25 protein-coding genes and 1 pseudogene are annotated in these 25,128 nt (G+C 47.7%); 15 read left to right on the top strand and 11 right to left on the bottom strand.

Going from position 1 to position 25,128, the window contains the following annotated elements:
• Both ABW391_RS17610 and ABW391_RS17605 read right to left on the bottom strand, forming a co-directional pair.
• Positions 1–157: pseudogene (locus tag ABW391_RS17610) on the bottom strand (anhydro-N-acetylmuramic acid kinase); the annotation flags it as partial.
• Positions 154–1,158: an ABC transporter ATP-binding protein gene (locus tag ABW391_RS17605; RefSeq protein WP_353483215.1), complete on the bottom strand. Its 1,005-nt coding sequence runs from the start codon at positions 1,156–1,158 to the stop codon at positions 154–156. The gene ABW391_RS17605 and the pseudogene ABW391_RS17610, both read right to left, overlap by 4 nt.
• Positions 1,159–1,332: 174 nt before the next feature.
• Here ABW391_RS17605 and ABW391_RS17600 point away from each other — a divergent pair, with 174 nt between their 5' ends.
• Complete coding sequence (locus ABW391_RS17600) at positions 1,333–1,779, top strand: GatB/YqeY domain-containing protein (RefSeq protein WP_353483214.1); 447 nt, start codon at positions 1,333–1,335, stop codon at positions 1,777–1,779.
• A 20-nt stretch (positions 1,780–1,799) separates the two neighbouring features.
• Positions 1,800–3,329, top strand: a complete 1,530-nt coding sequence (gene amaB, locus ABW391_RS17595; RefSeq protein WP_353483213.1) for an L-piperidine-6-carboxylate dehydrogenase — start codon at positions 1,800–1,802, stop codon at positions 3,327–3,329.
• A gap of 77 nt (positions 3,330–3,406) precedes the next feature.
• Here the strand turns inward: amaB and ABW391_RS17590 are convergent, their stop codons facing one another.
• Together ABW391_RS17590 and mtaB are read right to left on the bottom strand one after the other, a co-directional pair.
• Positions 3,407–4,504 carry a lytic transglycosylase domain-containing protein gene (locus ABW391_RS17590; protein ID WP_353483212.1) on the bottom strand — a complete coding sequence of 366 codons (1,098 nt, stop codon included), beginning with the start codon at positions 4,502–4,504 and terminating at the stop codon, positions 3,407–3,409.
• Positions 4,505–4,755: 251 nt separating this feature from the next.
• Positions 4,756–6,096 (bottom strand): tRNA (N(6)-L-threonylcarbamoyladenosine(37)-C(2))-methylthiotransferase MtaB, encoded by a 1,341-nt coding sequence (gene mtaB / locus ABW391_RS17585; RefSeq protein WP_353483211.1) that lies wholly within the window; start codon positions 6,094–6,096, stop codon positions 4,756–4,758.
• Between the two features lie 134 nt (positions 6,097–6,230).
• Here mtaB and ABW391_RS17580 point away from each other — a divergent pair, with 134 nt between their 5' ends.
• The 3 genes from ABW391_RS17580 (at position 6,231) to ABW391_RS17570 (ending at position 8,195) form a co-directional block, all read left to right on the top strand.
• Entirely contained in the window at positions 6,231–6,473 is a 243-nt protein-coding gene (locus tag ABW391_RS17580) for a 4a-hydroxytetrahydrobiopterin dehydratase (RefSeq protein ID WP_353483210.1), read from the top strand.
• Between the two features lie 60 nt (positions 6,474–6,533).
• Positions 6,534–7,676, top strand: a complete 1,143-nt coding sequence (locus tag ABW391_RS17575) for a methionine aminotransferase (protein WP_353483209.1) — start codon at positions 6,534–6,536, stop codon at positions 7,674–7,676.
• A gap of 96 nt (positions 7,677–7,772) precedes the next feature.
• Positions 7,773–8,195 carry a YkvA family protein gene (locus ABW391_RS17570; RefSeq protein ID WP_353483208.1) on the top strand — a complete coding sequence of 141 codons (423 nt, stop codon included), beginning with the start codon at positions 7,773–7,775 and terminating at the stop codon, positions 8,193–8,195.
• 101 nt (positions 8,196–8,296) lie between these two features.
• On the opposite strand, the gene ABW391_RS17565 is transcribed toward ABW391_RS17570, so the two are convergent.
• Positions 8,297–8,782 (bottom strand): CBS domain-containing protein, encoded by a 486-nt coding sequence (locus ABW391_RS17565; RefSeq protein WP_353483207.1) that lies wholly within the window; start codon positions 8,780–8,782, stop codon positions 8,297–8,299.
• Between the two features lie 323 nt (positions 8,783–9,105).
• Here ABW391_RS17565 and ABW391_RS17560 point away from each other — a divergent pair, with 323 nt between their 5' ends.
• The 3 genes from ABW391_RS17560 (at position 9,106) to ABW391_RS17550 (ending at position 13,220) form a co-directional block, all read left to right on the top strand.
• Positions 9,106–11,676, top strand: a complete 2,571-nt coding sequence (locus tag ABW391_RS17560; RefSeq protein WP_353483206.1) for a BamA/OMP85 family outer membrane protein — start codon at positions 9,106–9,108, stop codon at positions 11,674–11,676.
• Positions 11,677–11,679: 3 nt separating this feature from the next.
• Positions 11,680–12,432, top strand: coding sequence for a 5-oxoprolinase subunit PxpA (pxpA, locus tag ABW391_RS17555; RefSeq protein ID WP_353483205.1), 753 nt, complete (start codon positions 11,680–11,682; stop codon positions 12,430–12,432).
• An 89-nt stretch (positions 12,433–12,521) separates the two neighbouring features.
• On the top strand, positions 12,522–13,220 hold the full coding sequence (locus tag ABW391_RS17550) for a Crp/Fnr family transcriptional regulator (RefSeq protein WP_353483204.1): 699 nt from the start codon (positions 12,522–12,524) through the stop codon (positions 13,218–13,220).
• 37 nt (positions 13,221–13,257) lie between these two features.
• Here ABW391_RS17550 and ABW391_RS17545 read toward each other — a convergent pair whose 3' ends face one another.
• Positions 13,258–13,365, bottom strand: coding sequence for a hypothetical protein (locus ABW391_RS17545; RefSeq protein WP_353483203.1), 108 nt, complete (start codon positions 13,363–13,365; stop codon positions 13,258–13,260).
• Between the two features lie 288 nt (positions 13,366–13,653).
• Between ABW391_RS17545 and ABW391_RS17540 the strand changes: the two genes are divergently transcribed.
• From ABW391_RS17540 to ABW391_RS17525, 4 genes are all read left to right on the top strand, one after another.
• Complete coding sequence (locus ABW391_RS17540; RefSeq protein WP_353483202.1) at positions 13,654–15,024, top strand: 3-keto-disaccharide hydrolase; 1,371 nt, start codon at positions 13,654–13,656, stop codon at positions 15,022–15,024.
• Positions 15,025–15,242: 218 nt separating this feature from the next.
• Positions 15,243–17,564: a GH92 family glycosyl hydrolase gene (locus tag ABW391_RS17535; protein ID WP_502916334.1), complete on the top strand. Its 2,322-nt coding sequence runs from the start codon at positions 15,243–15,245 to the stop codon at positions 17,562–17,564.
• Positions 17,565–17,638: 74 nt separating this feature from the next.
• Entirely contained in the window at positions 17,639–18,679 is a 1,041-nt protein-coding gene (locus ABW391_RS17530; protein WP_353483201.1) for an NAD(P)-dependent alcohol dehydrogenase, read from the top strand.
• A 173-nt stretch (positions 18,680–18,852) separates the two neighbouring features.
• Positions 18,853–19,485, top strand: a complete 633-nt coding sequence (locus ABW391_RS17525) for a hypothetical protein (protein WP_353483200.1) — start codon at positions 18,853–18,855, stop codon at positions 19,483–19,485.
• A 258-nt stretch (positions 19,486–19,743) separates the two neighbouring features.
• Here the strand turns inward: ABW391_RS17525 and ABW391_RS17520 are convergent, their stop codons facing one another.
• Positions 19,744–21,237, bottom strand: coding sequence for a hypothetical protein (locus ABW391_RS17520; RefSeq protein WP_353483199.1), 1,494 nt, complete (start codon positions 21,235–21,237; stop codon positions 19,744–19,746).
• Positions 21,238–21,442: 205 nt separating this feature from the next.
• Between ABW391_RS17520 and ABW391_RS17515 the strand changes: the two genes are divergently transcribed.
• Complete coding sequence (locus ABW391_RS17515; RefSeq protein ID WP_353483198.1) at positions 21,443–22,240, top strand: phytanoyl-CoA dioxygenase family protein; 798 nt, start codon at positions 21,443–21,445, stop codon at positions 22,238–22,240.
• Positions 22,241–22,287: 47 nt separating this feature from the next.
• On the opposite strand, the gene ABW391_RS17510 is transcribed toward ABW391_RS17515, so the two are convergent.
• The 3 genes from ABW391_RS17510 to ABW391_RS17500 all read right to left on the bottom strand — a co-directional run bounded on the left by ABW391_RS17510 (position 22,288) and on the right by ABW391_RS17500 (position 23,454).
• A complete protein-coding gene (locus ABW391_RS17510; protein WP_353483197.1) occupies positions 22,288–22,794 on the bottom strand; it encodes a thioredoxin family protein in 507 nt (168 codons plus the stop codon).
• A 101-nt stretch (positions 22,795–22,895) separates the two neighbouring features.
• Positions 22,896–23,129 (bottom strand): type II toxin-antitoxin system MqsA family antitoxin, encoded by a 234-nt coding sequence (locus ABW391_RS17505; protein WP_353483196.1) that lies wholly within the window; start codon positions 23,127–23,129, stop codon positions 22,896–22,898.
• A 1-nt stretch (position 23,130) separates the two neighbouring features.
• A complete protein-coding gene (locus ABW391_RS17500; protein WP_353483195.1) occupies positions 23,131–23,454 on the bottom strand; it encodes a DUF4258 domain-containing protein in 324 nt (107 codons plus the stop codon).
• 325 nt (positions 23,455–23,779) lie between these two features.
• Here ABW391_RS17500 and ABW391_RS17495 point away from each other — a divergent pair, with 325 nt between their 5' ends.
• Positions 23,780–24,271: a TlpA family protein disulfide reductase gene (locus ABW391_RS17495; RefSeq protein WP_353483194.1), complete on the top strand. Its 492-nt coding sequence runs from the start codon at positions 23,780–23,782 to the stop codon at positions 24,269–24,271.
• Between the two features lie 22 nt (positions 24,272–24,293).
• Positions 24,294–24,740, top strand: coding sequence for a peptide-methionine (R)-S-oxide reductase MsrB (gene msrB / locus ABW391_RS17490; protein WP_353483193.1), 447 nt, complete (start codon positions 24,294–24,296; stop codon positions 24,738–24,740).
• 36 nt (positions 24,741–24,776) lie between these two features.
• On the opposite strand, the gene ABW391_RS17485 is transcribed toward msrB, so the two are convergent.
• Positions 24,777–24,962 carry a hypothetical protein gene (locus ABW391_RS17485; RefSeq protein ID WP_353483192.1) on the bottom strand — a complete coding sequence of 62 codons (186 nt, stop codon included), beginning with the start codon at positions 24,960–24,962 and terminating at the stop codon, positions 24,777–24,779.
• Positions 24,963–25,128: the final 166 nt, after the last annotated feature.

The raw sequence follows: 25,128 nt of genomic DNA, 5'->3' as shown, positions 1-25,128 counted from the left end.
CAAATTGTAAAAGCTCAACCTGGGTTTGCGTTCCTGATCCGCTTAGTGCGCAGAGTGCCACATCCAATCCATCCAGCGATGTACCCGACATCAATCCAATGATGTGTCGGCTTGGTTTTTGAGCAATTTCGTAAAGCCGTTGTAGGGATGGATTCATGCTGGTCTATTTTTTGGTGACAAATGTATTTTTCGGCCTTCGGCCAGGGCTATCGAATGGTAGGCAACGAGCATTTCTTCCGCCAACCGTACGTTGACGCGGTAACGACTGCCTTCAAAAATACAGCGTTCTACCTGGGCTTCCACTCTGCCTGCCGCCGGGCGTTTGAACAATGCCAGTGCCTCCGGGCGAATCAACACCTTGTTTTCGGGCATTTCGTGCCAAGGCTGATTGGCAAAATACTGCGCGATCCAGGCGCGATCCAGCACATTGGCTTCGCCACAAAGTCCGGCTACGTAAGCGTTGGCGGGGTGCTGGTAAATCTCTTCGGGAGTCCCCGTTTGAACCAGGCTGCCTTGTTTCAAAACCCCCAGGCGTTGAGCCAGACTTAATGCGTCGGCAGCATGGTGGGTAACAAATATGCAGGCGGCCTGGGTTTCAGTTACGATGTTGCGAATCGTTTCCGCCAGGCGGCGATTGTTGGGCAAATCAAGGTGGGCAAAGGGTTCGTCCAGCAGCAATACCCGGGCCTCTTCGGCCAAGGCTTGCGCTATCGCGGTGCGCTGTTTTTCGCCTCCTGACAGTAGTTTGATGGGTTGTTCAGCCTGGTTTTGCAATTGGCACAAAGCCAGAAGTTCCTCAATGCGGGCATCGCGGTAGTCTTTTTCATAATACCGCAAGGCATAGCGGATGTTTTCGCGTACAGAAAGCATAGCCGAGAGGTGATAATCCTGGTGCACGATCTTGATGTCGGGATGCCCGGGAATGAGCATATCGCTGGGCAATTCGAGTTTTACGCCCTCCATCCACACCTCGCCGGCATCAGGGTTGATCAGATTGGCCGCCAATCGGAGCAAAGTGCTTTTGCCAGCGCCGCTTGCACCCAAAAGACCAAAAATTTCACCCGCCTGTAGGCTGAGGCTGAGTGGTGCCACCGCGGTTTGTTTACCATAGGATTTGGTGACCGTCCGGAGTTCGAATAAGGGTGTTGCATTCAACATAAAAGGAATTAAAAACCGCAAGAAAGGACATGAAGTTAAGGATATTCTTGGTTTCACTGTTTGTTTTCCGCCCCGTTCCTTAACTTTGTGTCGGATATATCAGGGAACAAAACTATTCCCTTTGCTTGTTTGTCTTCCCGTTACAACCAGTCTAATCATTAAACTAGCAGAAAAATGACATTTGAAGAACGGATCAATGAAGCCTTGAAAGAGGCGATGAAAGCCAAAGACGAAGCCACCAAAAGAGGGTTGCGCGAAATCAAAGCACAAATTCTGTTGGCAAAAACGGATGGCAGTGGCGCGGAAATCGACGAAGAGCGTGAAATCCAGATCCTGCAAAAAATGGCCAAACAACGCCGTGACTCCTTGTCGATCTACGTTGAACAAGACCGCAACGACCTTGCTGATAAAGAACGGGAAGAATTGGCCGTGATTGAACGCTTTTTGCCCAAGCAATTGGATGCGGATGAATTGACCGTGATCCTCACCGCCCTCATTGCTGAAGTTGGCGCTACCTCCCCCAAAGACATGGGCAAGGTAATGGGCGCCGCCACCAAGCAATTGGCTGGAAAGGCCGATGGCAAACTGGTTGCCGAAATTGTCAAAAAACTTTTGCAATAAGACCCCCAAAACCAAATCCAATGAACAAAGATTTTCTCCAGGAACTAGGCCTGACCGAGAAAAACAATGGCACCAGCACCGGACTTGAATCCTCGGCGCTGTCCAATGTTTACATCGATTCGTATTCTCCGGTTGATGGCGCCTACATCGGAAGCGTTAGTACCACCAGCCGCAAGGAATACGACCTTACCATCGCCAAGGCACAGGCTGCTTTTCAGGTTTGGCGCACTACACCTGCCCCCAAACGCGGAGAAATTGTGCGTCAATATGGCGAACAGCTCCGCAAGCACAAAGACGCACTGGGGCAATTGGTGTCTTACGAAATGGGCAAAAGCCTGCAAGAAGGCTGGGGCGAAGTCCAGGAGATGATCGACATCTGCGATTTTGCGGTGGGGCTTTCCCGCCAGTTGTACGGCCTCAGCATGCACTCTGAGCGGCCTGGTCACCGCATGTACGAGCAGTGGCACCCACTGGGCGTAGTGGGCATCATTTCAGCGTTCAATTTTCCAGTGGCGGTTTGGTCCTGGAATTCGATGATTGCTCTGGTATGCGGCGATGTAAGTGTGTGGAAAGCTTCCGAAAAAACGCCACTTTGTGCAGTGGCCTGTCAAAATATTTTCCAGAAAGTGCTACGTGACAACGCTGTTCCCGAAGGGGTAAGTTGCATCATCAATGGCGATTACCGCATCGGTGAATACCTGACCATGGATAATCGGGTGCCCTTGATTTCGGCCACCGGAAGCACCCGCATGGGGCGTACCGTTGGCGCAAATGTAGCAGGCCGCATGGGACGCAGCATTCTGGAACTGGGCGGCAACAATGCGATTATTGTCACGCCAAGCTCTGACCTCAGCATTGTACTTACCGGTGCCTTGTTTGGGGCAGTGGGTACTGCCGGACAGCGTTGTACCTCTACGCGCCGCCTGATTGTGCACGACAGCATTTACGATACGGTGCGGCAAAGCCTGGCCAAAGCTTATACCCAACTCCGCATTGGCAACCCTTTGGATCAAAACAACCATGTAGGGCCGCTGATCGATCAGGCTGCGGTGCGCAATTACCTGGCATCTTTGGAAAAAATTGAAACCCAGGGCGGTACCATGCTGGTACAAGGTGGCGTACTGGAAGGCGCGGGCTATGAAAGCGGTTGCTATGTAAAACCCTGCATCGCTGAAATCAGCCACGCTGCCGAAATCGTGAAGCACGAAACCTTCGCGCCTATTCTGTACCTGCTCAAGTACAGTGAGTTGGATGAAGCCATTGCCATCCAGAATGGCGTTCCACAAGGCTTGTCTTCGGCCATTATGACCAACAACCTGCGCGAAGCAGAGTTGTTCCTCTCTGCTTCAGGCTCTGATTGCGGCATCGCCAACGTCAACATCGGAACCAGCGGCGCCGAAATCGGTGGTGCTTTTGGTGGAGAAAAAGAAACGGGTGGTGGCCGCGAAAGTGGATCCGATTCCTGGAAGGCGTACATGCGCCGACAAACGAACACCATCAATTACAGTACCCAATTGCCATTGGCGCAGGGCATCAAGTTTGAATTGTAAAATATAGAATAGAAAAGAAGGGGTTTAGTATTACTCAAGAGCAAAGTGAAAAGGTGGTAGTTATTTTTTCATTGTTCCTAAACCTCTTCTTTCAAAAAATATTTTGAATAGTACCCCCGCTTTCCTTGGGTACGCTCGGGTGTAGACGTTCTGCCACCCAAATTGATCAGCAGTGAATTCAGAATACGGTAAGGTTGAGTAACGGGCAAGTATCCATCATTGGCCAATGCCTCCTCTGGAAGCACATCGATGCGTTGAGGAATCCGATTGAAATGGGCCAAATAGCGCAGCGCAGCCTCTTCGGTTAGCAGCACCGAAAGCTCCTGATTTCCTTCTGGCCATGTCCCATTGAGGTACTGAGGATTGAAGCGCTTGATCTTGGCAATCGACAGTTTGCAGATGCGCGATAATTCCTGGAAGGAATGGATCTCGCTTACGTCAATGCGCTTGGTACCACCGCTCAGGGCCAAAGGCAGTTGAGGGGCAATGTTAAAGTCTTGAAAATGAAAGGAAACATAAGCCGCCGCATAAAACTTAGCCAAATACTCCTGGGTTTGTTCGGGTAAATGACGGGCTACTTGTGCAAAATCATTGGATCCTGCTTTGCGAACTGCTCTGCGCATGCGGCCTGAACCGCAATTGTACGCGCCTACAACCAGTTCCCAATTCCGAAATTCAGCATACAAATCCTTGAGGTAAACAACAGCGGCACCAGTAGCGGCCTCGGGGTCACGGCGCTCATCAAGCCAGTTTTCGATACGCAAACCATAATGCTTGGCTGTGGAGGGCATAAACTGCCACAAGCCTACTGCACCACTTCCCGACTCTACATCGGTACGCAACTCGGATTCAACCATCGACAGGTACTTCAATTCGAGCGGCATGTGTTGATCACTTAAGTGGCGCTCAAAAATGGGAAAGTAATAAAGAGCGCGACCCAACAATGCCGCAGTATGGGTTTTACCCGTGACCGTGTACATCTCTACATATTCTCGGGAATGAGGATTAGATTCTACCAATTTGGTTAATTTTTCCTTGAGGAAAATGTTGGATTGTACGGGATGAACCCTCAGAAAATCATAATCTGGATTGGCTTTGGTAGGGCTTGTGTAGCTCATGGCAATACAAGATACCAGCAGGAGTTTGTACACTCCTCGGGGACGTTTGATGTTCATGGGAGAAAATTTGAAAAAATTAATATTGTCAAATGGGAATAAAAATGGCAGAAACGCCGAAGGCAGGTAAATAGTCCATGTTCAAAAGCTGATGTAAAACTACTCTATTTAGGTTAGAAATAACCCCATGAGATTAATATATTAAGAAAAAGTTTTCCACATATACGTTTGTGCAAAGAGAAAAGTCAATAAAACCCAGCGTTTATGAGGATAAAAATTTTTTAATTTAAAAAAATAAAAAAAGTAATTGCTCACGCAAAAATCCCCATCCCTATTTCCACAATACCCTCCCGGTTAATTTTTTGTAAATCAACAGTTAAGATACGATTCAGGCAATCGGGATGGAGGGGTGTTTCTATTTTGATATAGTTGTCGGTAAAGCCAGCCATGAGGGTTTTATCTTTGTGTACCTCAAAAAGAACGGGCCGGGTTTGTCCCAGGTGCTGCTCATAGAAATGCCGGCGCTTTTTCTCGCTCAAAATGCCCAGCATCTCGTTGCGTTCCCGACGCACGTTGACGGGTACAACTCCCTCCATTTCTGCGGCAGGCGTATTGGCGCGTTCGGAGTAAGTGAACACGTGCAAGTATGAAATATCCAAATCATTCAAAAAGTGATAAGTATCCAGAAAATCTGCCTGCGTTTCACCCGGAAAACCCACAATCACATCTACGCCAATACAAGCGTGGGGCATTTGTGCTTTGATGCGGGCTACGCGGTCGGCGTACAATTCGCGGGTATACCTTCTGCGCATTTGCCGCAGTTGATTGTTGTTACCCGATTGCAGTGGCATGTGCAAATGGGGCGCAAAACGCTGCGAGCCCGCTACAAAATCGATGATTTCATCGGTGCACAAATTGGGCTCAATGGAAGAAATCCGAAATCGACTGATCGCGTCAACTTGATCCAGCTCGCGAATCAGGTCGATGAATAATGCTTCTTTCTTTGGTGCTGTGCCTTCAATGACTTCGGTACCGTTGCCAAAATCGCCAATGTTGACGCCAGTAAGCACAATTTCTTTGACCCCCATTTCGGCGATCTTCCAGGCATTGGCCACTACGTTTTCCACTTTATCGCTGCGGCTTGCGCCTCGGGCTTGCGGAATGGTACAAAACGAACATTTGTAATTGCAACCATCCTGTACTTTGAGAAAAGAACGGGTGCGGTCGCCAAAAGAAAAAGCATCCACAAAATTGCGGGCTTCGCGTACCTCTCCAGCGTGTACCATGCCTTTGCCGGGAGCTTTGGAAAGGGTATCAATAAAATCCAGGATGCGGAATTTTTCGGCAGCGCCCAAAACCAGATCAACCCCGGGAATTTCGGCAATTTCTTCGGGTTTGAGTTGCGCGTAGCAACCCACCACCACCACAAAAGCCTGTGGCGCCTGGCGGAGTGCCTGACGTACGATTTTTCGGCATTTGCGATCGGCAAAATCCGTAACCGAGCAAGTATTGATGACATACACATCTGCTCCCTGCTCAAACTCCACTTCGGTATAGCCTGCCCCTTCAAACAAACGGGCTATCGAGGAGGTCTCTGAGTAATTCAGCTTACATCCCAGTGTATAAAACGCTACTGATCTCGGCGTGGCCATGCTGCACTTGTACTTTAACTTGATGAAAAACAAGGGTCAAAGATACGTTTTTGAAATTTATAGCGCAAAAATCATCTCCTCCATTTTGAACATTTGATTGGATTAGGGCTTTTACTAGGTAAACCAAGCGCATCATGTGGACAGAAAAAGACCATCAACTCTCAGCAACATTCACTTTTAAAGATTTCAGTCAGGCTTTTGCTTTTATGACAGAAGTGGCTTTCCTCGCCGAAAAGCACAATCACCATCCCCTGTGGACAAACGTTTGGAACCGGGTCGAAATCCATCTCAGCACCCACGATGCCGGAGATACCGTCACGCAAAAAGACCAAAACTTGGCGAAAGCCATCGATCTGGTGCATGCCAGGTATCAATAATATACAGGTCGGTTGAAAAAACAATTCCAGGAGTGCAATTCATTTACTAGTTTTGCTGTCATGATTGTGTCATCTAAATTACCGGGCGTAGGCACCACCATTTTTACGGTGATGTCTGCCTTAGCGCAAGAACACGGGGCCATTAATCTTGCGCAAGGTTTTCCGGATTATCCATCCTCCCAACGCTTGAGCGAGTTGGTGGCCCATTACATGTATCAGGGCTACAACCAGTATGCCCCGATGGCAGGCGTTCCATTGTTGCGTCAGCGCATCGCCGAAAAAATTGACGGCTTGTACGGGGTTCAGATCAACCCGGACACGGAAATCACCATTACCGCAGGGGCAGCGCAAGGGCTATTTACGGCCATTGGTGCTTTTGTGAGTCCCGGCGATGAGGTGATCGTTTTCGAGCCAGCGTACGATTCCTACCGACCCAGTATCGAGGTTTTTGGTGGTGTGACCAAATCTTTTGAACTCACGGCTCCTGACTATACCATTGATTGGGATCAGTTGCGGCGTTTGATCAATATGAAAACCCGCATGATCATCATCAATACGCCCCAAAATCCCACGGGTAAAATCCTGAAACCTGCGGACATGCAGGCACTGGAAAAACTGGTGAGCAGCGGCGATATTATTATCCTTAGCGACGAAGTGTACGAGCATTTGGTGTACGATGGGTACGAGCACCAGAGCATTTTGCGCTATCCCAATCTCCGTGAACGGGCTTTGGCGGTGTATTCTTTTGGCAAAACCTTTCACAATACCGGATGGAGAGTGGGGTATTGCGTCGCCCCTCCTACATTGACCGCAGAGTTTCGCAAAGTGCACCAGTTTAACGTGTTTTCTGTCAATACGCCCGTGCAATACGGACTGGCTGATTTTCTGGAAGATCCCCACGAATACCTGGGTTTGGGTACTTTTTTTACCCACAAGCGAGATGCTTTTCTGGATGTCATCCATGGCTCGCGTTTTCGCCCTTTGCAGACTGAAGGTTCTTATTTTCAAAACTGCGATTACAGCCAGATCAGCGATGAGCCAGACGTGGACTTCTGCCGGAGACTTACCATAGAGCATGGTGTAGCGGCCATTCCAATTTCCGTATTTTACCAAAGCAAACGTGACGACAAGATTGTGCGCTTCTGCTTTGCCAAAAAAGACGAAACCCTGGAATTGGCAGGTGAACGTTTGCGAAAGGTTTGAGTTCAAACATCATTCGTCTTAATTCTGCTTGTATTCATCGGCAGCACCTTGCGCAGTGATGAAGAATACTGCAACTTTGGCTCAACTTAAATGTCTATGGAACCAGAAAACAAAAATGACCAAGCAGAAAGCCCAGCTGAAAATCTGAGCCAACACGAAAACAACTATACCGAGCGCAAATTTTGGCAAAAATTAACGCGCTTTGCCCAGAAAATCGGCATCAAAACTGTTTATACGGCCTTACTGATGTTTTACGCCTACAAACGAAAGGATACGCCGGGCTGGGCCAAAAAGATTGTCATTGGTGTATTGGGCTACCTGATCAGCCCCATCGATTTCTTGCCGGATATTTCTCCCATCATTGGCTACACTGATGATTTGGGCGTTCTCGGCTTCGGGCTTGTAACCATTGCCGCTTTTATCAATCAGGAAGTACGCAGCCAAGCACGTACCCATCTCGCCAAGTGGTTTCCCAATTTTCAGGAAGAAGACCTTAAAGCAGTGGAGGATAAGTTATGAGTGATGAGTTATGAGTTATGAGTGGCACACAATTCTACTCCACTGTGTAAAGTTGTGTGCCATAATTCATAACTCATCACTTATAACTCATAATTCATAACTCATCCTACCATTCCTTCCGACATTTCCCCTTCATGGTGCTGATTTTCCAGAATTTGTTTGGTAGAGATCGGCTCGCTGGCCAATGCTTTAATGATGTCGTAAGTCGTTACAATACCCACCAAATCATCATTTTCCACTACAGGTATGGCGTGAAAACGATTGACCATGAAAATTTCTAGCGCAATATTGATTCGGTCGTTGGGATTTAGCTTAGCCAGGCCTTTGGTCATGATTTCCTCAGCAGCGTAAGAACGCAGTCTTGCATAATTTACAAAACGGTCTTCCTGACTGGGCGAAAAACCCTGAAGGAAATGCAGAAAATCGGTTTTGCTGATGATGCCAATCAATTCCTTGTAGCGCACTACAGGAATGTGGTGGATGTTGTGGTCTTCAAAAATGTCTTTGACAATACTGAGCTTGTCAGAAGGAGCAACCGTAATCAAATGGGTGCTCATGATGCTTTTAACGGGTGCCAGGACGTTCATAATCAGTATTTTTATTGGTTAATACCTCCAAATTACCACCCTCCCAAACATTGGGCATTGATTAAATTCAACCAGCGGAAGTGATTTTGATCAATCCATATGCTACTCCCGAGTATCCACCGTTTTTATTTCCACAAAAAGGAAGGCACATACAACCCCGTTTCTGATTTTTTCCTCTATTAACCGCAGAAAGATCATTTTTTTTGAACAAAGTTGAAGCTGGAGAAAGAACACTTTTTTTAAAAGCTTCCCCTTATGTAGCAAAAAAGGAATAATGACGTACTTTTGCGCTCGTTATTGAAAAAAGAAAGAACTGAGGACTAATGAGATACATTCAGTGTAGTATGTTGTCGCTATTGCGCATCACCCAAATCAATCTTTTGCTCGCTGTAGCTATACTGTTGCCAATGAGCTTGTTGGCTCAAAATCGCGACAGTTTGGCCGTAGCTGATTATTCCACCCCAGCCAATTTTGAAATTGGCGGCGTCCGAGTAACCGGGGCTCAGTTCAGTGATGCCAATGCGATCACCAGCATTTCTGGACTCAAGGTGGGTGATAAAATCCGCATCCCTGGTCCGATTGTTCCCAAAGCCATCAAGGCATTGTTGCATTTGCGCCTGTTTACCAACGTGCAAATCATTCAGGAAAAAACCATTGGGGATGTTATTTTTTTGGAGATCCAGGTTCAGGAACGACCTCGTTTGTCCTTGTACAATTACAAGGGAGTGGGCAAAGGCCAGCACGAAACCCTCAACGAAATAGTAAATCAGCACATCACCAAAGGGGGGATTGTGACTGATAACATGAAATCCAACGCTGCTAGAGCATTGGAGAAGAACTTTATCAAGAAAGGTTGGCTGGACGTCAACGTAGACGTTAAAGAAACGCCAGATACTGCCCGATTGAATTCGGTCAAATTGCTTTTTGACATCAATCTGGAGGAGAAGGTCAAAATCAAAGACATCTCTTTTATAGGCGTGACCAATGTTAAAGAAAAGAAGCTGCTCAAGAAAATGGACAAGACCAAAGAGAAAAAACGCTTTTTGGCCGGGTCTAAATTCATCGGCGACGAATACGACGGAGATAAAAAGGATGTCATCAAGTATTTCAACACCGTAGGTTACCGCGATGCCCGCATTCTCAGCGATAGCATCTGGCGCGACGCCAAGGGAGACATGCACATCCAACTGAAAGTAAACGAAGGAAATCGGTATTACTTCCGCAACATAGCCTGGAAAGGAAACTCCATTTACGACAATGAAGCGCTCGATCAGGTATTGGGCATCAAAAAAGGAGACATCTACAACCAGGAACTCCTCGAAAACCGCCTGCGTTTTAGCCAGGATAGCCGAGATGTAAGTACCCTGTACATGGACAACGGTTACCTGTTTTTCAACGTTGACCCTACCGAAGTATCGGTTATAGGAGACTCGATTGACCTGGAATTGCGCATTTTTGAAGGGCCTCAGGCCACCATCGATAAAGTAATCATCAAAGGCAACGACCGTACCCACGAACACGTCATTCGTCGGGAACTGCGCACTTTGCCCGGTGAAAAATTCAGCCGCTCAGAGATCATCCGTTCTCAGCGGCAGATTTTGGCACTCAACTACTTCAACCCAGAAAAACTGGACATCCAAACGCCGGTCAACGCCGAACGTGGAACGGTAGACATTCAATATGTAGTAGAAGAGCGCCCAGCGGATCAGTTGGAGCTTTCGGCAGGTTGGGGTGGCGCTCGCCGGGTGATCGGCACCTTGGGCGTATCCTTCAACAACTTCTCGATGCGCAACGTGTTCAACAAGGAATCATGGCGGCCACTGCCTACCGGTGATGGTCAGCGCCTTTCGATTCGGGCACAAACCAACGGCCAGTTTTACCAATCCTACAACGTATCTTTTACCGAACCCTGGTTGGGTGGCCACAAGCCCAACTCCTTTACGGTAGGTGGATTCTTCAACCGCTTTGCCTACCCGCTTTTGGGCGGAGGCAGCCAAAGCTTGAATATCACCCAAGGATCGGTGAGCTTGGGGACCCGCCTGAAATGGCCGGATGACAACTTTGTGTCAAGTACCGCCCTGAACATCCAATCCTTGAAGCTGAATCAATGGACGCAAGGCTTGTTCCGTACCGACCAAGGCGAAATCGTATCCACAGGCACATTCAACAACTTCAGTATCCGTCAGAACTTCACCCGTTCAACAATCAACGATCCTACCTTCCCTAAGGATGGTTCCAATATCTCTTTGGTGATCCAGGCTACACCTCCCTATTCTTTGTTTAACCCCAACAAAAATTACGGCGAGTTGTCGGCCAATGAGCGTTTCCGCTTTTTGGAATACCACAAGTGGAAATTTGACTTCGATTGGTACACCACCATTACCGGCAAGTTGGTACTCAAAACCTCTTCTCGGATTGGTATCCTGGGCTTCTACAATAAAAAAATCGGTACCTCTCCCTTCGAACGCTTCCAGGTGGGTGGCGATGGTTTGAACAACCAGCAATTTGGTTTCCAAGGGGTAGACATCGTCTCTGCACGGGGTTACGAAATTGCCGATTTTGAAAACAACGCTGATCCATCCGGCTCCGGGCAAACCCCCACGCCGATCTTCAATAAATTTACCTTGGAATTGCGTTACCCGCTGTCGCTCAATCCAAGTTCTACCATTTATGTGCACACCTTTATGCAAGGGGTAAACACCTGGAAGAGCTTGCGTGATTACAATCCCTTCGACCTTAAACGTTCGGTGGGTATGGGCTTACGGGTATTCTTGCCCATGTTTGGTATCCTTGGTTTTGACTACGGTCTGGGCTTTGACAAACCCGGCGCAACCAAACTCTTTTCCAAAGGTGTAGCCAACTTCAACATTGTACTCGGGTTTGAACCTGAATAAGCAATGATTGACCTCAACTGCGACCTCGGCGAAGGCTTTACAACCGATGCCGATTTAATGCCCCTGATCTCTTCGGCAAACATCGCCTGTGGATTTCATGCTGGTGATGCAGCCACCATTCGGCGTACCATCGGATTGGCCTTGCAGCATAATGTTGCGATTGGTGCGCATCCGGGGTTTGCCGATAAGGCGAATTTTGGGAGAACAACGATAGCGCTCACTCCAGAACAGGTTTACCAATTGGTACAAACACAATTGGCGCTGTTTTCCACCATTGCGCAAGAAGAAGGCGCCGTTGTGCGGCACGTCAAGCCGCACGGTGCGCTGTACAACGCAGCAGCCCAATCCCTCGAATGGGCAAACGCCATTGCAGAAGCAGTGCGCGATTTTGACACCAACCTGATCCTTTTCGGTTTGAGCGGCAGTGTTTCGATTCAGGCTGCCCATGCACTGGGCTTGCAAACCGCCAACGAGGTGTTTGCCGACCGAAGCTATCAAGCCGATGGCACCCTCACCCCCCGCCACTTATCCCATGCCCTGATCCAAGATACCGATCAATGCATTGCGCAGGTGTTGGGCCTGCTCGAAAAAGGCTTCGTCGTTACGCATGAGGGGCAACGTATTCGACTTCAAGCAGATACGATCTGTCTTCACGGCGACGGTATGCACGCAATTTCCTTCGCAAAGGCCATTCGACATGCATTAAGCGAAAAAAAAATCGTTATTCAGTCACCATACACAAGAAGGGAATTGTAGCTTTTCAGTATCTTCTCTTTCCTAATTGTAGATTTCTGATTAACTTACGCAGTGAATTAAAAGCGTGAGAATTAACAATTGAAATAACAATGAGCAACGAAGCATATTGGTATTTAGAAAGTGTTGACGTAACTGGTATTTTTTGTCCCCAAAAAATTCGTCGGGGAGATCTGGAAGCCCATTTTCATCGCTGCTACAAAAGAGGTGAATACATTTATTTGCCCGAAGAATCTGCCGATCGCGTATTTTTCCTCACCGATGGCCGAGTCAAAATTGGTACCTACGGTGATTCAGGCAAAGAAATTACCAAAGCCATTTTGGGCAAAGGAGATGTATTTGGAGAGTTATCGTTGATCGGAGAAGAAAAACGCCGTGATTTTGCCTACGCCATGGATGAGGCAACCGTATGCGTAGTCAACGTGGATGAGATGAAAGCTCTCATGCGCGACCATTCCGCCCTCAATCTTTTTTTGATGAAAATCTTGGGATCGCGGGTTTTAGAAATGGAAAAACGCCTGGAGTCTCTGGTTTTCAAAGATTCGCGTACCCGCATCATCGAATATTTGCTGGAAATTGCAGAGAAAAAAGGCCACAGAGTAGGCTTTGAAACCGAAGTTCGCAAATTCATTACCCACCAGGAAATTGCCAATCTTACGGCTACCTCCCGTCAAACGGTGACTACTTTGCTCAATGATTTGAGAGATCGGAACATCCTTACTTTTGACCGCCGCAGATTGCTGATTCGGGATATGGAAAGGCTAAGCAAGGAAGCAATGGCTATAGGATAATTCAAAGAAAATGAAACACTTATTTTTGCCCCACTACTTAGCGATCCAACAACCACTCCTCTTTGAGTTCGGTGCGTAATTTGGCCAAGACTCGACTGATCAGGCGCTCTACCGCACTAACGGTGATATTGAGCTCTTCTGCCATTTGTGCGTATTTTTTAGGTAAAATCCACTGAAATCAATGTACCCATCATCTCAGAGATACCCGATAAGGTAATCACCGGGGTAATGGCAGACGACAAAGGTGAGCCACTACCCCGGTACCAACGTGATTCATTACCTTTCACCAACTCCACAAGCTGAAATCGACTTGTCTTTTCCTGCTATGGCTCAAAACGCAGGATATTGATCTTTTGAAAAATACAGGAGTCATTCCTAATTTGCGATGACTCCTGTATATTCGCATTAAATGACCCACTCAATTCAACATTCAATGAAATCAACAGCTACTTTTTGCCTTTTTTTGCTGCTTGCCGTCAACGTTTTTGGACAAGCACCCTGGAAAGACCTCTTCAACGGAACAGACTTCAAAGGCTGGGTAAAACGCAACGGGACTGCGGAATACAAAATCGCAGACAAAACCATCATCGGAATCTCTCAGCTCAATACCCCCAATACTTTTCTTTGTACCGAAGAATTGTACAGTGATTTTGTATTGGAACTGGAAGTAAAAGTAGATCCAGGACTCAACTCCGGCATTCAAATCCGCAGCATCAGCGATCCCGCCGTTATGAACAGTCGCGTTCATGGCTATCAGGTGGAAATTGACCCTGCTGAACGCGCCTGGAGCGGCGGCCTTTACGACGAAGCCCGCAACGGCTGGCTGTATCCGCTGGCCATCAACCCTCAAGGACAAAAAGCCTTTAAAAATGGCCAATGGAACAAGTACCACATCGAAGCCATTGGCTCATCCATTAAAACCTGGATCAACGGCATCCCTTGTACCAATTTGCTGGACAACCAAACTGCCCGCGGATTCATTGCCCTGCAAGTACACGCCATTAGACAGGAAGTCCAAAACGGTCTCACCGTGCAATGGCGCAACATCCGCATTGCCACTACCAGCCTGAAAGACTGCGTATGGCAGGGTGGCGAAGAAGCCCCCGAGGTCAATTACCTTCCCAATCAATTGTCGGAATCCGAAAAAAGAAAAGGCTGGCGCTTGCTTTGGGACGGCAAAACCAGCACCGGTTGGCGCAAGTTCAACGCCGATGCTTTCCCCTCAGCGGGTTGGGCCATTCAGGACGGAGTACTGAAAGTATTGAGCTCTCATCAGGACAGCACCCGCAGCGGTGGTGACATCATCAGCAACGAGGAATTTTCCAATTTTGAACTCGAACTGGATTTCAAAGTGACCGTGGGAGCCAATAGTGGCTTGAAATATTTTGTACAGGAAGACCGCAAATCCAAGTCTACCGCCGGGCTGGGACCAGAATTTCAAATCCTGGACGATCAAAATCACCCCGATGCCAAAGCTGGCGTGGGCGGCAACCGCACCACCGGCTCTCTTTACGACCTCATTGCTGCCGAAAACCTCTCGGAAGGCACTACTGAAAAGCGCATGAACCCTCCCGGGAAATGGAACAAATTGCGCATCGTATCCAAAGATGGCCACGTAGAACACTGGCTCAATAACCTCAAAACGGTGGAATACGACCGTCACTCTCAAGTCTTCCGCAACCTGATCGCCAAGAGCAAATACAGCCCTCATCCCAAATTTGGTCAAGCTCCAGCAGGACATATTCTCTTGCAGGATCACCACGATGAGGTGCATTACCGGAGCATCAAAATTCGGGAGTTCTGATTCCAATCCAAATTAAAGTGAAACGCACGATCTCTAAGGTGTCCTGAGGTGCCTAAGGTGGTTCAAAAATAGACCACGAAGTGGTCAGAATGTTTTATTTGAACCACCTTAGACACCTCAGAGCACCTCAGAGATTAAATAAGCTAAAAACCGTGAAGAGATTTTTTCCTTTAACAGCAAGCCTGCCTTTTTTGATTGTATTCTTTCTTCAAAGTCAGATGGCTTTTACCCAAAACACCCCCAAAGCCCCCGTCGATCTCGTATACCCTCTCCTCGATGCTGCCAACTCCCGTTGGTTTTTTTTCAACTCCGCCACCCGCCCTTTTGGCATGGTCAACCTCAGCCCCGACAACGCCATCAACGCCGATTGGAACGCAGGCTACCGCTACGAAAAAGACAGTATAAAATGTTTTAGCCATGTCCATTGCTGGCAACTTTCGGGAGTGCCTGTACTGCCCACTACTGGCGCATTCAAGGGACATTTGGGCGCAAACCAGTACGGTTCAAAATATGTGCACGAAAAAGAAATCATCAAGCCAGGTTACCACAAAGTAGTTTTGGACGCCTACAACATTACTGCGGAATTGAGTTCCACTACTCGGGTAGGTTTTCACCAATACACTTTCCCAAAATCCGAACAAAGCCATATCCTCTTTGATTTTTCCACTTTCCTGGGGCCATCCGATACCGAGAAAGGCCATGTCCGCAAAGTCAGCAACCAGGAAATCGAAGGCTATGCCATCATGGCACCCACCATTCGCCGCCCCAAAACGGTTACGGTGTTTTTTGTCGCTGTTTTTGACAAACCCTTTGATTCGTTCAAAGGCTGGCGCAATGGCCAATTGGAAGAAATCGGCGACCTGATTGATGGCGCCAGAATAGGCGCTTATGTCAGTTTTGCCACTCAGGCTGGCGAAGTACGCAAAATGAAAGTTGCCATTTCCTACGTGAGTGAAGCACAAGCCCGACTCAACCTCAACACCGAATTGCCACATTGGGATTTTGAAAAAACCGCACAAGACAGCCGCAGCGACTGGAACCAGTGGTTGAGCCGCATCGAAATTGAAGGCGGTACCGATACCGAACGCAGCCGTTTTTACACCGACCTCTGGCACGCCCTCCAGGGCCGCCGCATCATCAGCGATGTGAATGGAAAATACTCCGACATGACCGGCCCCGAACGCCGCATCGGCCAAATTCCGCTCGACGAAAAAGACCAACCCAAATACAACCACCACAACTCCGACTCTTTCTGGGGCGCGCAATGGACCATCAATAGCCTCTGGCACCTGGTGTATCCCGAAGTAACCGAGTCTTTCGTCAACTCAATGGTGATGATGTACCAGGATGGCGGCCTGATTCCGCGCGGTCCGGCTGGGGGCAACTACACCTACGTCATGACCGGGGCTTCTACCACGCCCTTTATTGTAAGCGCCTACCTAAAAGGCATTCAGGGCTTCAACATCGAAAAAGCCTACGAAGGGCTCCGCAAAAACCACTTCCCTGGTGGCATGATGAGCAAGGTGGGTTATGAGCACAATACCTTCAAAGGCGGCGGTATCGAGTATTACATCGAACGGGGCTACGTACCCCATCCCCTGAGCCAAATCCGCTACGGATTCCACCAGGATGGATCTACCCAAACCCTGGAGTACGCCTATCAGGATTTTGGCCTGGCCCAAATGGCCAAAGCCTTGGGCAAAATGGACGACTACAAGCTCTTCATGAAACGCGCCGAAAATTATAAGAACATTTGGAATCCCGAAATCGGTTGGATGTGGAACCGCACCCTGGATGGCAAATGGGGCGAACCCGTCGATATCCTGACCTACGATCATGGTTGGGAGGAAGGTACTGCCGCTCAATACGTTTGGTTTGTCCCACACGACGTGCAAGGCTTGATCAAACTGATGGGTAGCCGCGAAACTTTTACGAAGAGATTGAATGAATCTTTTGAAAAAGCGCAAAAACACGACTTCGTTTCTGGCAAATCACATGACAAGGAAACCCTGGAAGAATTGCGCCGGGTGTACATCAACTACGGCAACCAACCCAGTATCCAAACCGCGTATTTGTTCAATTATTCCGGTGCTCCCTGGCTGACGCAGTATTGGTCTCGTCAGGTAGTGCAAAAAGTATACAGTGATCTTTCACCCAATTTTGGGTACAGCGGCGACGAAGACCAGGGCTTAATGGGCAGTCTGGCGGTATTGATGAAAGCTGGCCTTTTTTCAGTCAATGGCGGTACTTCAAGCAAGCCATTTTATGAAATCAGCAGCCCGATTTTCAACAAAGTCACCTTGAACCTCAATCCGAAGTTTTACCCTGGCGGGAAATTCGTCATCGAGGCCAAAAACAATGACCCACAGAACTGCTACATCCAATCGGCAATGCTGAATGGCAAAGCCCTGAATCAATCCTGGATTTTGCATGAAACGCTCGTGAAAGGCGGCAAAATGACCCTGCAACTTGGCCCAAAACCCAATAAATCCTGGGGAAGTAAACCAGAGCAGGCGCCACCTTCAATGACGGCGAAATAAGTGGATCAATTCATACGAATATTGCCCATCACGGCGTACTCTTGCTTAAATTTACACCCATCAAATAATTCAACATGCAAGTAAATGGTTACGGTGCCTTGAGCAAAACAGCTCCAATTGCACCCATTGATTTTGAAAGAAGAGAAGTCGGCGCAGATGATATTTTGGTCGATATCCTGTATTGCGGGGTATGCCACTCCGACATCCACATGGCCAAAAGCGAGTGGGGTCCCTCGGTTTATCCGATTGTACCCGGACACGAAATCGTAGGTCGGGTATCCGCAGTTGGCACCAATGTCACCAAGTTCAAAGTAGGAGAGCTGGCTGGTGTAGCGGTTTTTGTTGATTCTTGCCGCACTTGTCCTTCCTGCCAAAGCGGGATGGAACAGTATTGCGATGAAGGCATGACGCCAACCTACAACGGATTTTACCGCGACGGAGTTACGCCGACCTTTGGTGGGTATTCTTCCAAGTATGTTATTGATGAAAAATACGCCCTGCACATCCCTTTTACCGATCAGTTGGAAGCCGTTGCACCACTGTTGTGTGCGGGGATCACGACGTATTCCCCGCTGCGCTTTGCGGGAGTAGGCAAAGGACACAAAGTGGCCGTATTAGGCTTAGGCGGATTAGGGCACATGGCCGTTAAATTTGCTGCATCTTTTGGCGCGGAAGTAACCATGTTAAGTACCTCTCCCTCCAAAGAAGCCGATGCCAGACGCTTGGGCGCGCAGCATTTTGTGCTGACCACTGATGAAGCGCAAATGAAACCGCTGAAAAATCATTTTGACTTCATTTTGAATACCGTTTCAGCCGTTCACGACCTCAACAGTTTTCTCGATTTGCTCAAGGTAGAGGGCAAAATGCTCCTGGTGGGTATTCCTCCTGAAGACCATAAGGTAGCTGCGGAAAAACTCATCTCGAAACGCCGCAGCATTGTAGGTTCCATGATTGGGGGCATCCAGGAAACCCAGGAAATGCTGGACTACTGCGCTGAGCACAACATCGTTTCGGATGTGGAAGTCATCGCCATGAAAGACATCAACGAAGCCTACGAGCGCATCCTTAAATCTGATGTAAAATACCGCTTTGTGATTGACATGAAAACGCTCTAAGAATGTGAACAATAGGTTTCGACGTTTACTAAACTTCTAGAGGTTAGTAACGTCGCAACCATTGTTCACATCGTGAAGGAATTGCCAGCAATGGCCAATTTATTGACTTGCCAATAGGAAAAATAATTGGGCAACGCGGTATTTTGTAGTTTCAACCAATAAACCGTTCAAATATGTTTAAATCCTGGAATTTCACGCTTGTCCTGCTGGCTGTTTGCAGCCTGGTGTGGATAAGCTCCTGCGGCAACTCGACCGATTCCAACACCAACAATGAAGCAAGTAACGAGACTACCGAAAGCGACGCACCAGTAGCCCTGGACACGCTCCGCGAACTGGGCCTCATCAAGACCGTTGAAGATGCTGGCTACCCGATGTACAGCCTGGAAATCGAATTCCCCGAAAGAGGATTTTCGGAAGGCTTCCTCCTCAACGCAGAAGACATTCAAGGCCTCGATCTGGAAAAACTGGGCAGTTCTGCCGGAAAATACATCTCCTTCGAGTACACCAGCGAGCTGGAGAATGCACTGCTGGACTTGACACTAAACGGCAAATCGGTTTACAATGATGGCGATCCCTTTCAGCCTACGCCCGAAACCAAAACCTTCGAAGGCATTCTCAATAATGCGGGCGAGCCAACCACCAGCGACTTACCCGACCAAATCAGCATCAGCGGAGCGGGCGGAAAAACCGAAAAATTTGATTGCTACATCACCCCGCTGATCGCCAAGGCCAATGGCAAAAAGGTAGTTGGCTATTACGAAGTGAGAACGGCGAATAGGATTGTTGGGTTGGAGTTTACAAAATGACTTTCTGAGCGATGAAATTATGGTTGAATCAAGGCAAATGATCAACTGCTTTTCTTTCGCAAAAGGCAATGATGTGCAGGAACTGTTTGAACGGCAAGACTGGTTGCAATCTGTAGCCGCTTAAATTGATTCAATCAGCCAAAACTGCCATTTTTACCCTCGTTTTGGCTGCAAGAATGAATAGTTGTAGCCAAAACGATCATTTTTACCCCCATTCTGGCTGATTGGGCAGAAAGAACTCCCTTTCCTTGAACCCCCTCAGCCCCCCTTTGCCCACAAAATCGAATACAACCCCTGCGGTTTCCCCTGATTGATCAGGTTGTACAGCACCGTTCGGGTAGCCAAATTGAGGGTGATTGCCATATTGCGCGATGCATCTTCGAGGTATACTGAAGTTTGATCCCGACGAATTTCTTTAAAGGTAAAGTTAGCCTTCCCCAAGAGGTCGGTTTCTTTCCATTCGCCATTGGACTGCTTCACAAAAGCACCTTTGGCCCCGCCGCTGGTATAATATTCCAGCATCACTACATTGCCAGCAGTGGCTAATTTATTGGCTTGTACCTGCCGGGCGCGGAGGTAACGCACCGCTGCTGGGCGCTCGCCCCGTTCGATCAAACATTCCTGGCAGTAGGTCGAATCCAGCAGCATCTTTATTTCATCCTTGTGGAAAGGGTAATCGTAAACCACGGGAAAAGCCTTGCTCTGTTGCATCAACAAGGACGGCAAGGTGCCCATATCCACCCGGTAGTTTTTCAAAAGACAAGGCTTGGTCGATTCCCCGGTATGTTCCAGCCCCAAGGCGTGGCCCAATTCATGTGACCAGCCCGCCAACTTTGTAGCCATGGTATTGGGCTGCTTGAGGTAGGTATCGTATACATCTCCCCAAAAAGATTGGGGCATTCTGACCATGCCTGGGGTGCCAAACGCGGGTCCACCCAAGCCACCTTCCACCACCGTGAAAAGGATATTTTTATTCCCCTCGTAATCTTTGTTCAAGGCTTTTTTACCCAGTTCCAAGGCCATATCCAATGTGGAAGCGGACGGGGTATCCGCATTGGTGCGAATGACTGCGACCTCGGGCTCATACTCAAAAGTGACCCCAATTTGTTGCAAAAAGTGCCATTGCATCATGGCCAGGATGGCCGCAATGGCCGCTTTGGCACCGGGTTTCTCCTGCTGGCCACTGGGCACAATGTACACCCCCCGCACTTTTAAGCGCCCCGTCGGTGGGTTTGCGGTTGTTGTAGCCGTCATGGAGACTGGCGACATATATAGCCATTGGCCGCCCCACCAGCCGGGTTGGGACTCTCCCAATTCCACTATCCCGGTTTCGTTGCGCAGGTAAGTACCCCGCCACTTGTTTTTGATGCGGTAAAAAGTCTCATCGGTTTCTTCAATCAGCCACCTGGCACTCTCCCAGCCGGGCTGGATCGTACCGATGGTGGGCATTGTAGCATCGGTTTCCGCGTGCAGGTATCCACCGCTGGGGAGATGCTTGATGCGAACTTCTGCGCTATTGGCAATTTTTTCGATCATCCAAATGGCATTGTTGCCCTTGGTGCTTAAAGTCGGTTTTCCATTGACCATCTGGAGCGAGCCTTTTTGGTAGCGATTGTACAACTCGATGGGCTTTTGGGCAGCAAGGGGCAAGATCAGTATGAAGAGGCTGCTGAAAATTAGCCAATGAATCAATTTTTGGGCATTCGGCTTGAAGTAGGGCTGTTGAGAAAGTGCTTTTAGGTGTTGAATCATCGCTCAATGGTTTTTTCTTTTCCGGGGTCAAAATAAGTTGTTTCTTTTCCCGCTTGCTAATCCATAGGAAAAATATTGGGAAGTAATTTTTTGCGTCATACTTAGTCACGGAATTAAATAAAGTTGCATTCATAATGTAACTTTATTTAAATTCCGTCCACAAGAAAATTGTTCAGCCACTTAACGTTTAAACAAAAAAGTCCAGATGCAAGCTTTGAACATTCCTTACTCACTCAGCGCAGAACAAATCGGTTTTTACCAGAAAAATCGATTCATCAAATTGAAAAACGTTTTTGACGCGGAGACCTTGGCCCATTACGGCGATGCCATTGCTCAACAGGTAGCAAAAATGAACACGGTCACCAGCAAAGTGGATGAACGGGACACTTACGGCAAGGCATTTTTGCAATTGTTCAATCTATGGCGGGAAAACGAAGTCGTGAAGGAATTTGTATTCAGCAAACGCATGGCCAAAATTGCTGCCGATCTGATGCAGGTAGATGGCGTGAGGATGTACCACGATCAAGCTTTGTTCAAGGAAGGTGGCGGCGGCATTACGCCTTGGCACGCCGATCAGTATTACTGGCCGCTGAGCAGCGATAAAACCGTTACGGCCTGGATTCCGCTGCAAGCAACACCCCTGCCCTTGGGCCCATTGGAATTTAGTGCCGGAAGCCATCAGATTGTGGAAGGCAGAGACCTGAGCATTGGCGATGAAAGTGAAAAACTGATTGGAGAAAAGCTCCGCGTAACTGATTTTGAACACGTGATCGAACCCTTCGATTTGGGGGAGATAAGTTTTCACTCCGGCTGGGTATTCCACCGCGCAGGCGCCAACCTAACCGACCAAATGCGGAGGGTAATGACCGTGATTTACATGGACAAAAACATGATCCTGAAAGACCCCGAAAACCAAAACCAGATCAACGACTGGAACACCTGGTGTCCAGGAGCAGTGGTGGGCGAAGTGATTGATACCGAGTTGAATCCCGTTCTGTACTAACCGTTCGCCTTCAATAAAATACCTGTTGAGCAGGGAATGGCCCCTGCTTACTTCCCTTTTTTCTGATACGTTTTGGGATCAATTGCCGCAGGTGACCAGTTTTCAAAAAATTCGAGTACCCGTGAAGTGCTGTGGCCTCTGCCTTCTTCCAGGTAAGCGCTATTCTGGGTATGCAGGCGATTGCCCTTGCCATCCAGAATCACAAACACCGGAAAACCAAAGCGCTCAGGATAACCCAATGAAGCCAGCACCTCTTCGTTCAGGTTTTCAGGGCTGTAATTCAGGTGGTAGCTGACAAAGTTTTTGTCCAGCGCCGTTTTTAAAGTATCGTTGCTGCTGACCTTATTGTGAAACAGGATGCACCAACTGCACCAGTTGCCCCCAATTTGCAACAATACGTGTTTGCCTTCCTTGGCAGCTTTGTCTACCGCAGCTTTGATGTCGGCTTTCGCATCGGCAGCTGGATTGTACAATTTGACTTTGGTGTCGTGGCCATTTTGAGCGGAAACCGCAAATGCACTAGCGATGAAGAGTAAAAAAATCCATTTTTTCATGTGCGCCTTTTTTTTTCAAGACCTGAGGTTTAAAAGATATCTAGATTTTCAGCATCGTTGCAGACATCTTCCCTGATAAAATAGAGCATAACAGGCATAAACTAACCCATTGAAACAACTTCCAATTGCGTTTTCTGCAATTTTGCTCTTTCCGTAATGCCCTCTAACTGAATAGATACTGAATCTTCAATCCACTCCTCGCCACACTGGGTGCAAACCAATGCAGGCACATCACGGACTATGATTAGACCTGTTTTGAGGTCAACGGCAAACGTAGTAGTGGAAGGTTCAATTTTTCCACTGCAAAAAGGGCATTGCGAAGGCGTATGGCTCATCTTACTTTTTTTTGGTTCTAAAATCTTCTTCAACGATTCCTAAATCAGGCTCATAGGTGGTTATCACAAATGCAACTGCATTTAATTCATCAAATGCAACTACAACATGTAATGGCCTTTCAGATGGAAATGCCAAAATCAAAACACTGGGAAAGGGGCGATCATCCTGATAGCATTGTATAACTTCACCAGTTTCTAATGCTTCAAGAACCTCAGCACGAGAAACTCCACGTTCTATCATTTTTTCGAGGACGTGTTTTCTCCAGATGATGTTACCATCAGCTACGGTCTGAATAAACAACGTTTTACTGAAAGGAAATTCCACTCTTTGCCATATTTTCAATCAATTTAAGTGCTTAATAGCTAAAGTCAAAAGTTCTTGTGTGAAAAATAATGATTGCAGTCGCTAGAAGTACACATTGTTTTGCCAAACAGTTTACCAGAATTTCAGACAAGTTAAATTATTTTTACGGAAATTCCTATATTTGGTAAGCGCTCATCGCAGTATTGAGGGACATAAAAAGAAATTTAAAGAAGCCATAAAGACGTTTTTATTTCCCTCAGATTTTTCTGAGCGAAATCTGCGTGAAATAAAAACCGCCATAGGATGCTTCCTTTCAACCACATTCCCTTCAAAACGTTATTAGAGCATGCACAATCGATTAGATCTAAGTTTGCTCAGGGTAGGAGCTCCCTTGCCCGATTGGTCGCTGGAAAAGATTTTTGAGGAAGAACCGCCTCAGAAAGAAGCGTTTTTTGGCAAGCCGCTGCTTATTTTGTTTTTTAGCCTCGGTTGTCCGGGCTGTTTGGGGCGTGCCATTCCCTACGCCAATCGGATTGTACATGAAATGGGTGATCAAATGCAGGTATTGGGCATCCACACCAATTTTGAATCGCTCAACATTCCGAGGGAAAAATTTGCCAAAGCGCGGGAGGATTTTGCGATCCGCTTCCCTTTTTTCAAGGACAAAAACTACGATACCACTTTCCTGAATTACGGTGCAGGCGGAACCCCGCATTGGATTTTGGTTGACAAGAACAATACAGTAGTATACTCCATTTTTGGTTCAGACCCCAACAATGCCTTGTTGCGCCTGGAATTGAAAATGCAGGAACTTGCTCAGGTTTCTTTTGCAGAATAGCGTTACAAAAAACCAAATCAACATGTTAAATTGGCTGAATGTCTTAAAATTTGCCAACAGTGGCAATCCTGCTCCTGACCAGCGGGTGGAAAAAAGCGATGAAGAATGGAAAAAACTGCTGACGGAAGAAGAATTCAGGATCACGCGCCTGAAAGGAACCGAGCGGGCCTTCAGTTCTGAAATGTGCAGCTTGTTTGAGCCGGGGTTGTATGTCTGTGCGTGCTGCGGCACTGTGCTTTTCGATTCGGCTGAAAAATTCGAAAGCGGCACGGGTTGGCCTTCTTTTACCCAGCCAATTCATGAAAATTCCATCAGTTACCACAAAGATCAGGGATTTGGGATGTACCGCATCGAAACGCTGTGCAATACCTGTGATGCTCACTTGGGTCACGTTTTTCAGGACGGACCACCGCCTAGTGGCCTGCGGTACTGCATGAACGCACTCGCCCTGAAAAAGGTAACCAAGTAATAATTTCCTGTTTTTCCTTTGAGGTAAATGAGCCAATTAGGCCTGCTTCACATTCCGCATGGCCTTGACTGCGCAAAAACCGGTCATGCCCCTTAGGAATAAAAGCAAGCCAAAGCCCGCGATCCACCACTGTCCAATAAAACCAGCGATGATGATCACGGCCATCATCAGGAAATAGCTGATGACGCATTCGGCAATAGTAAGATTAGGTTCGAAATTCATGATTGTGAAATTTTGTTTTGATGCATCAAAAATGAAAAAACAACGAGGAATAGCAAATGATTTTCATCAAGAGCAAGGGTGATTTTTGACAGGAACGTCTTTAATAGCATGTCTAAGGGGCGATAAAAAAATAAGTGATCATTTTGCCAGAGGATTAGATAAGTAA

Origin of the sequence: Haliscomenobacter sp. (assembly GCF_040403615.1) — a bacterium.
GTDB lineage: Bacteria > Bacteroidota > Bacteroidia > Chitinophagales > Saprospiraceae > Haliscomenobacter.
The sequence above is the reverse complement of the archived record's forward strand: the minus strand, read 5'-3'. Positions and strand labels throughout refer to the sequence as shown.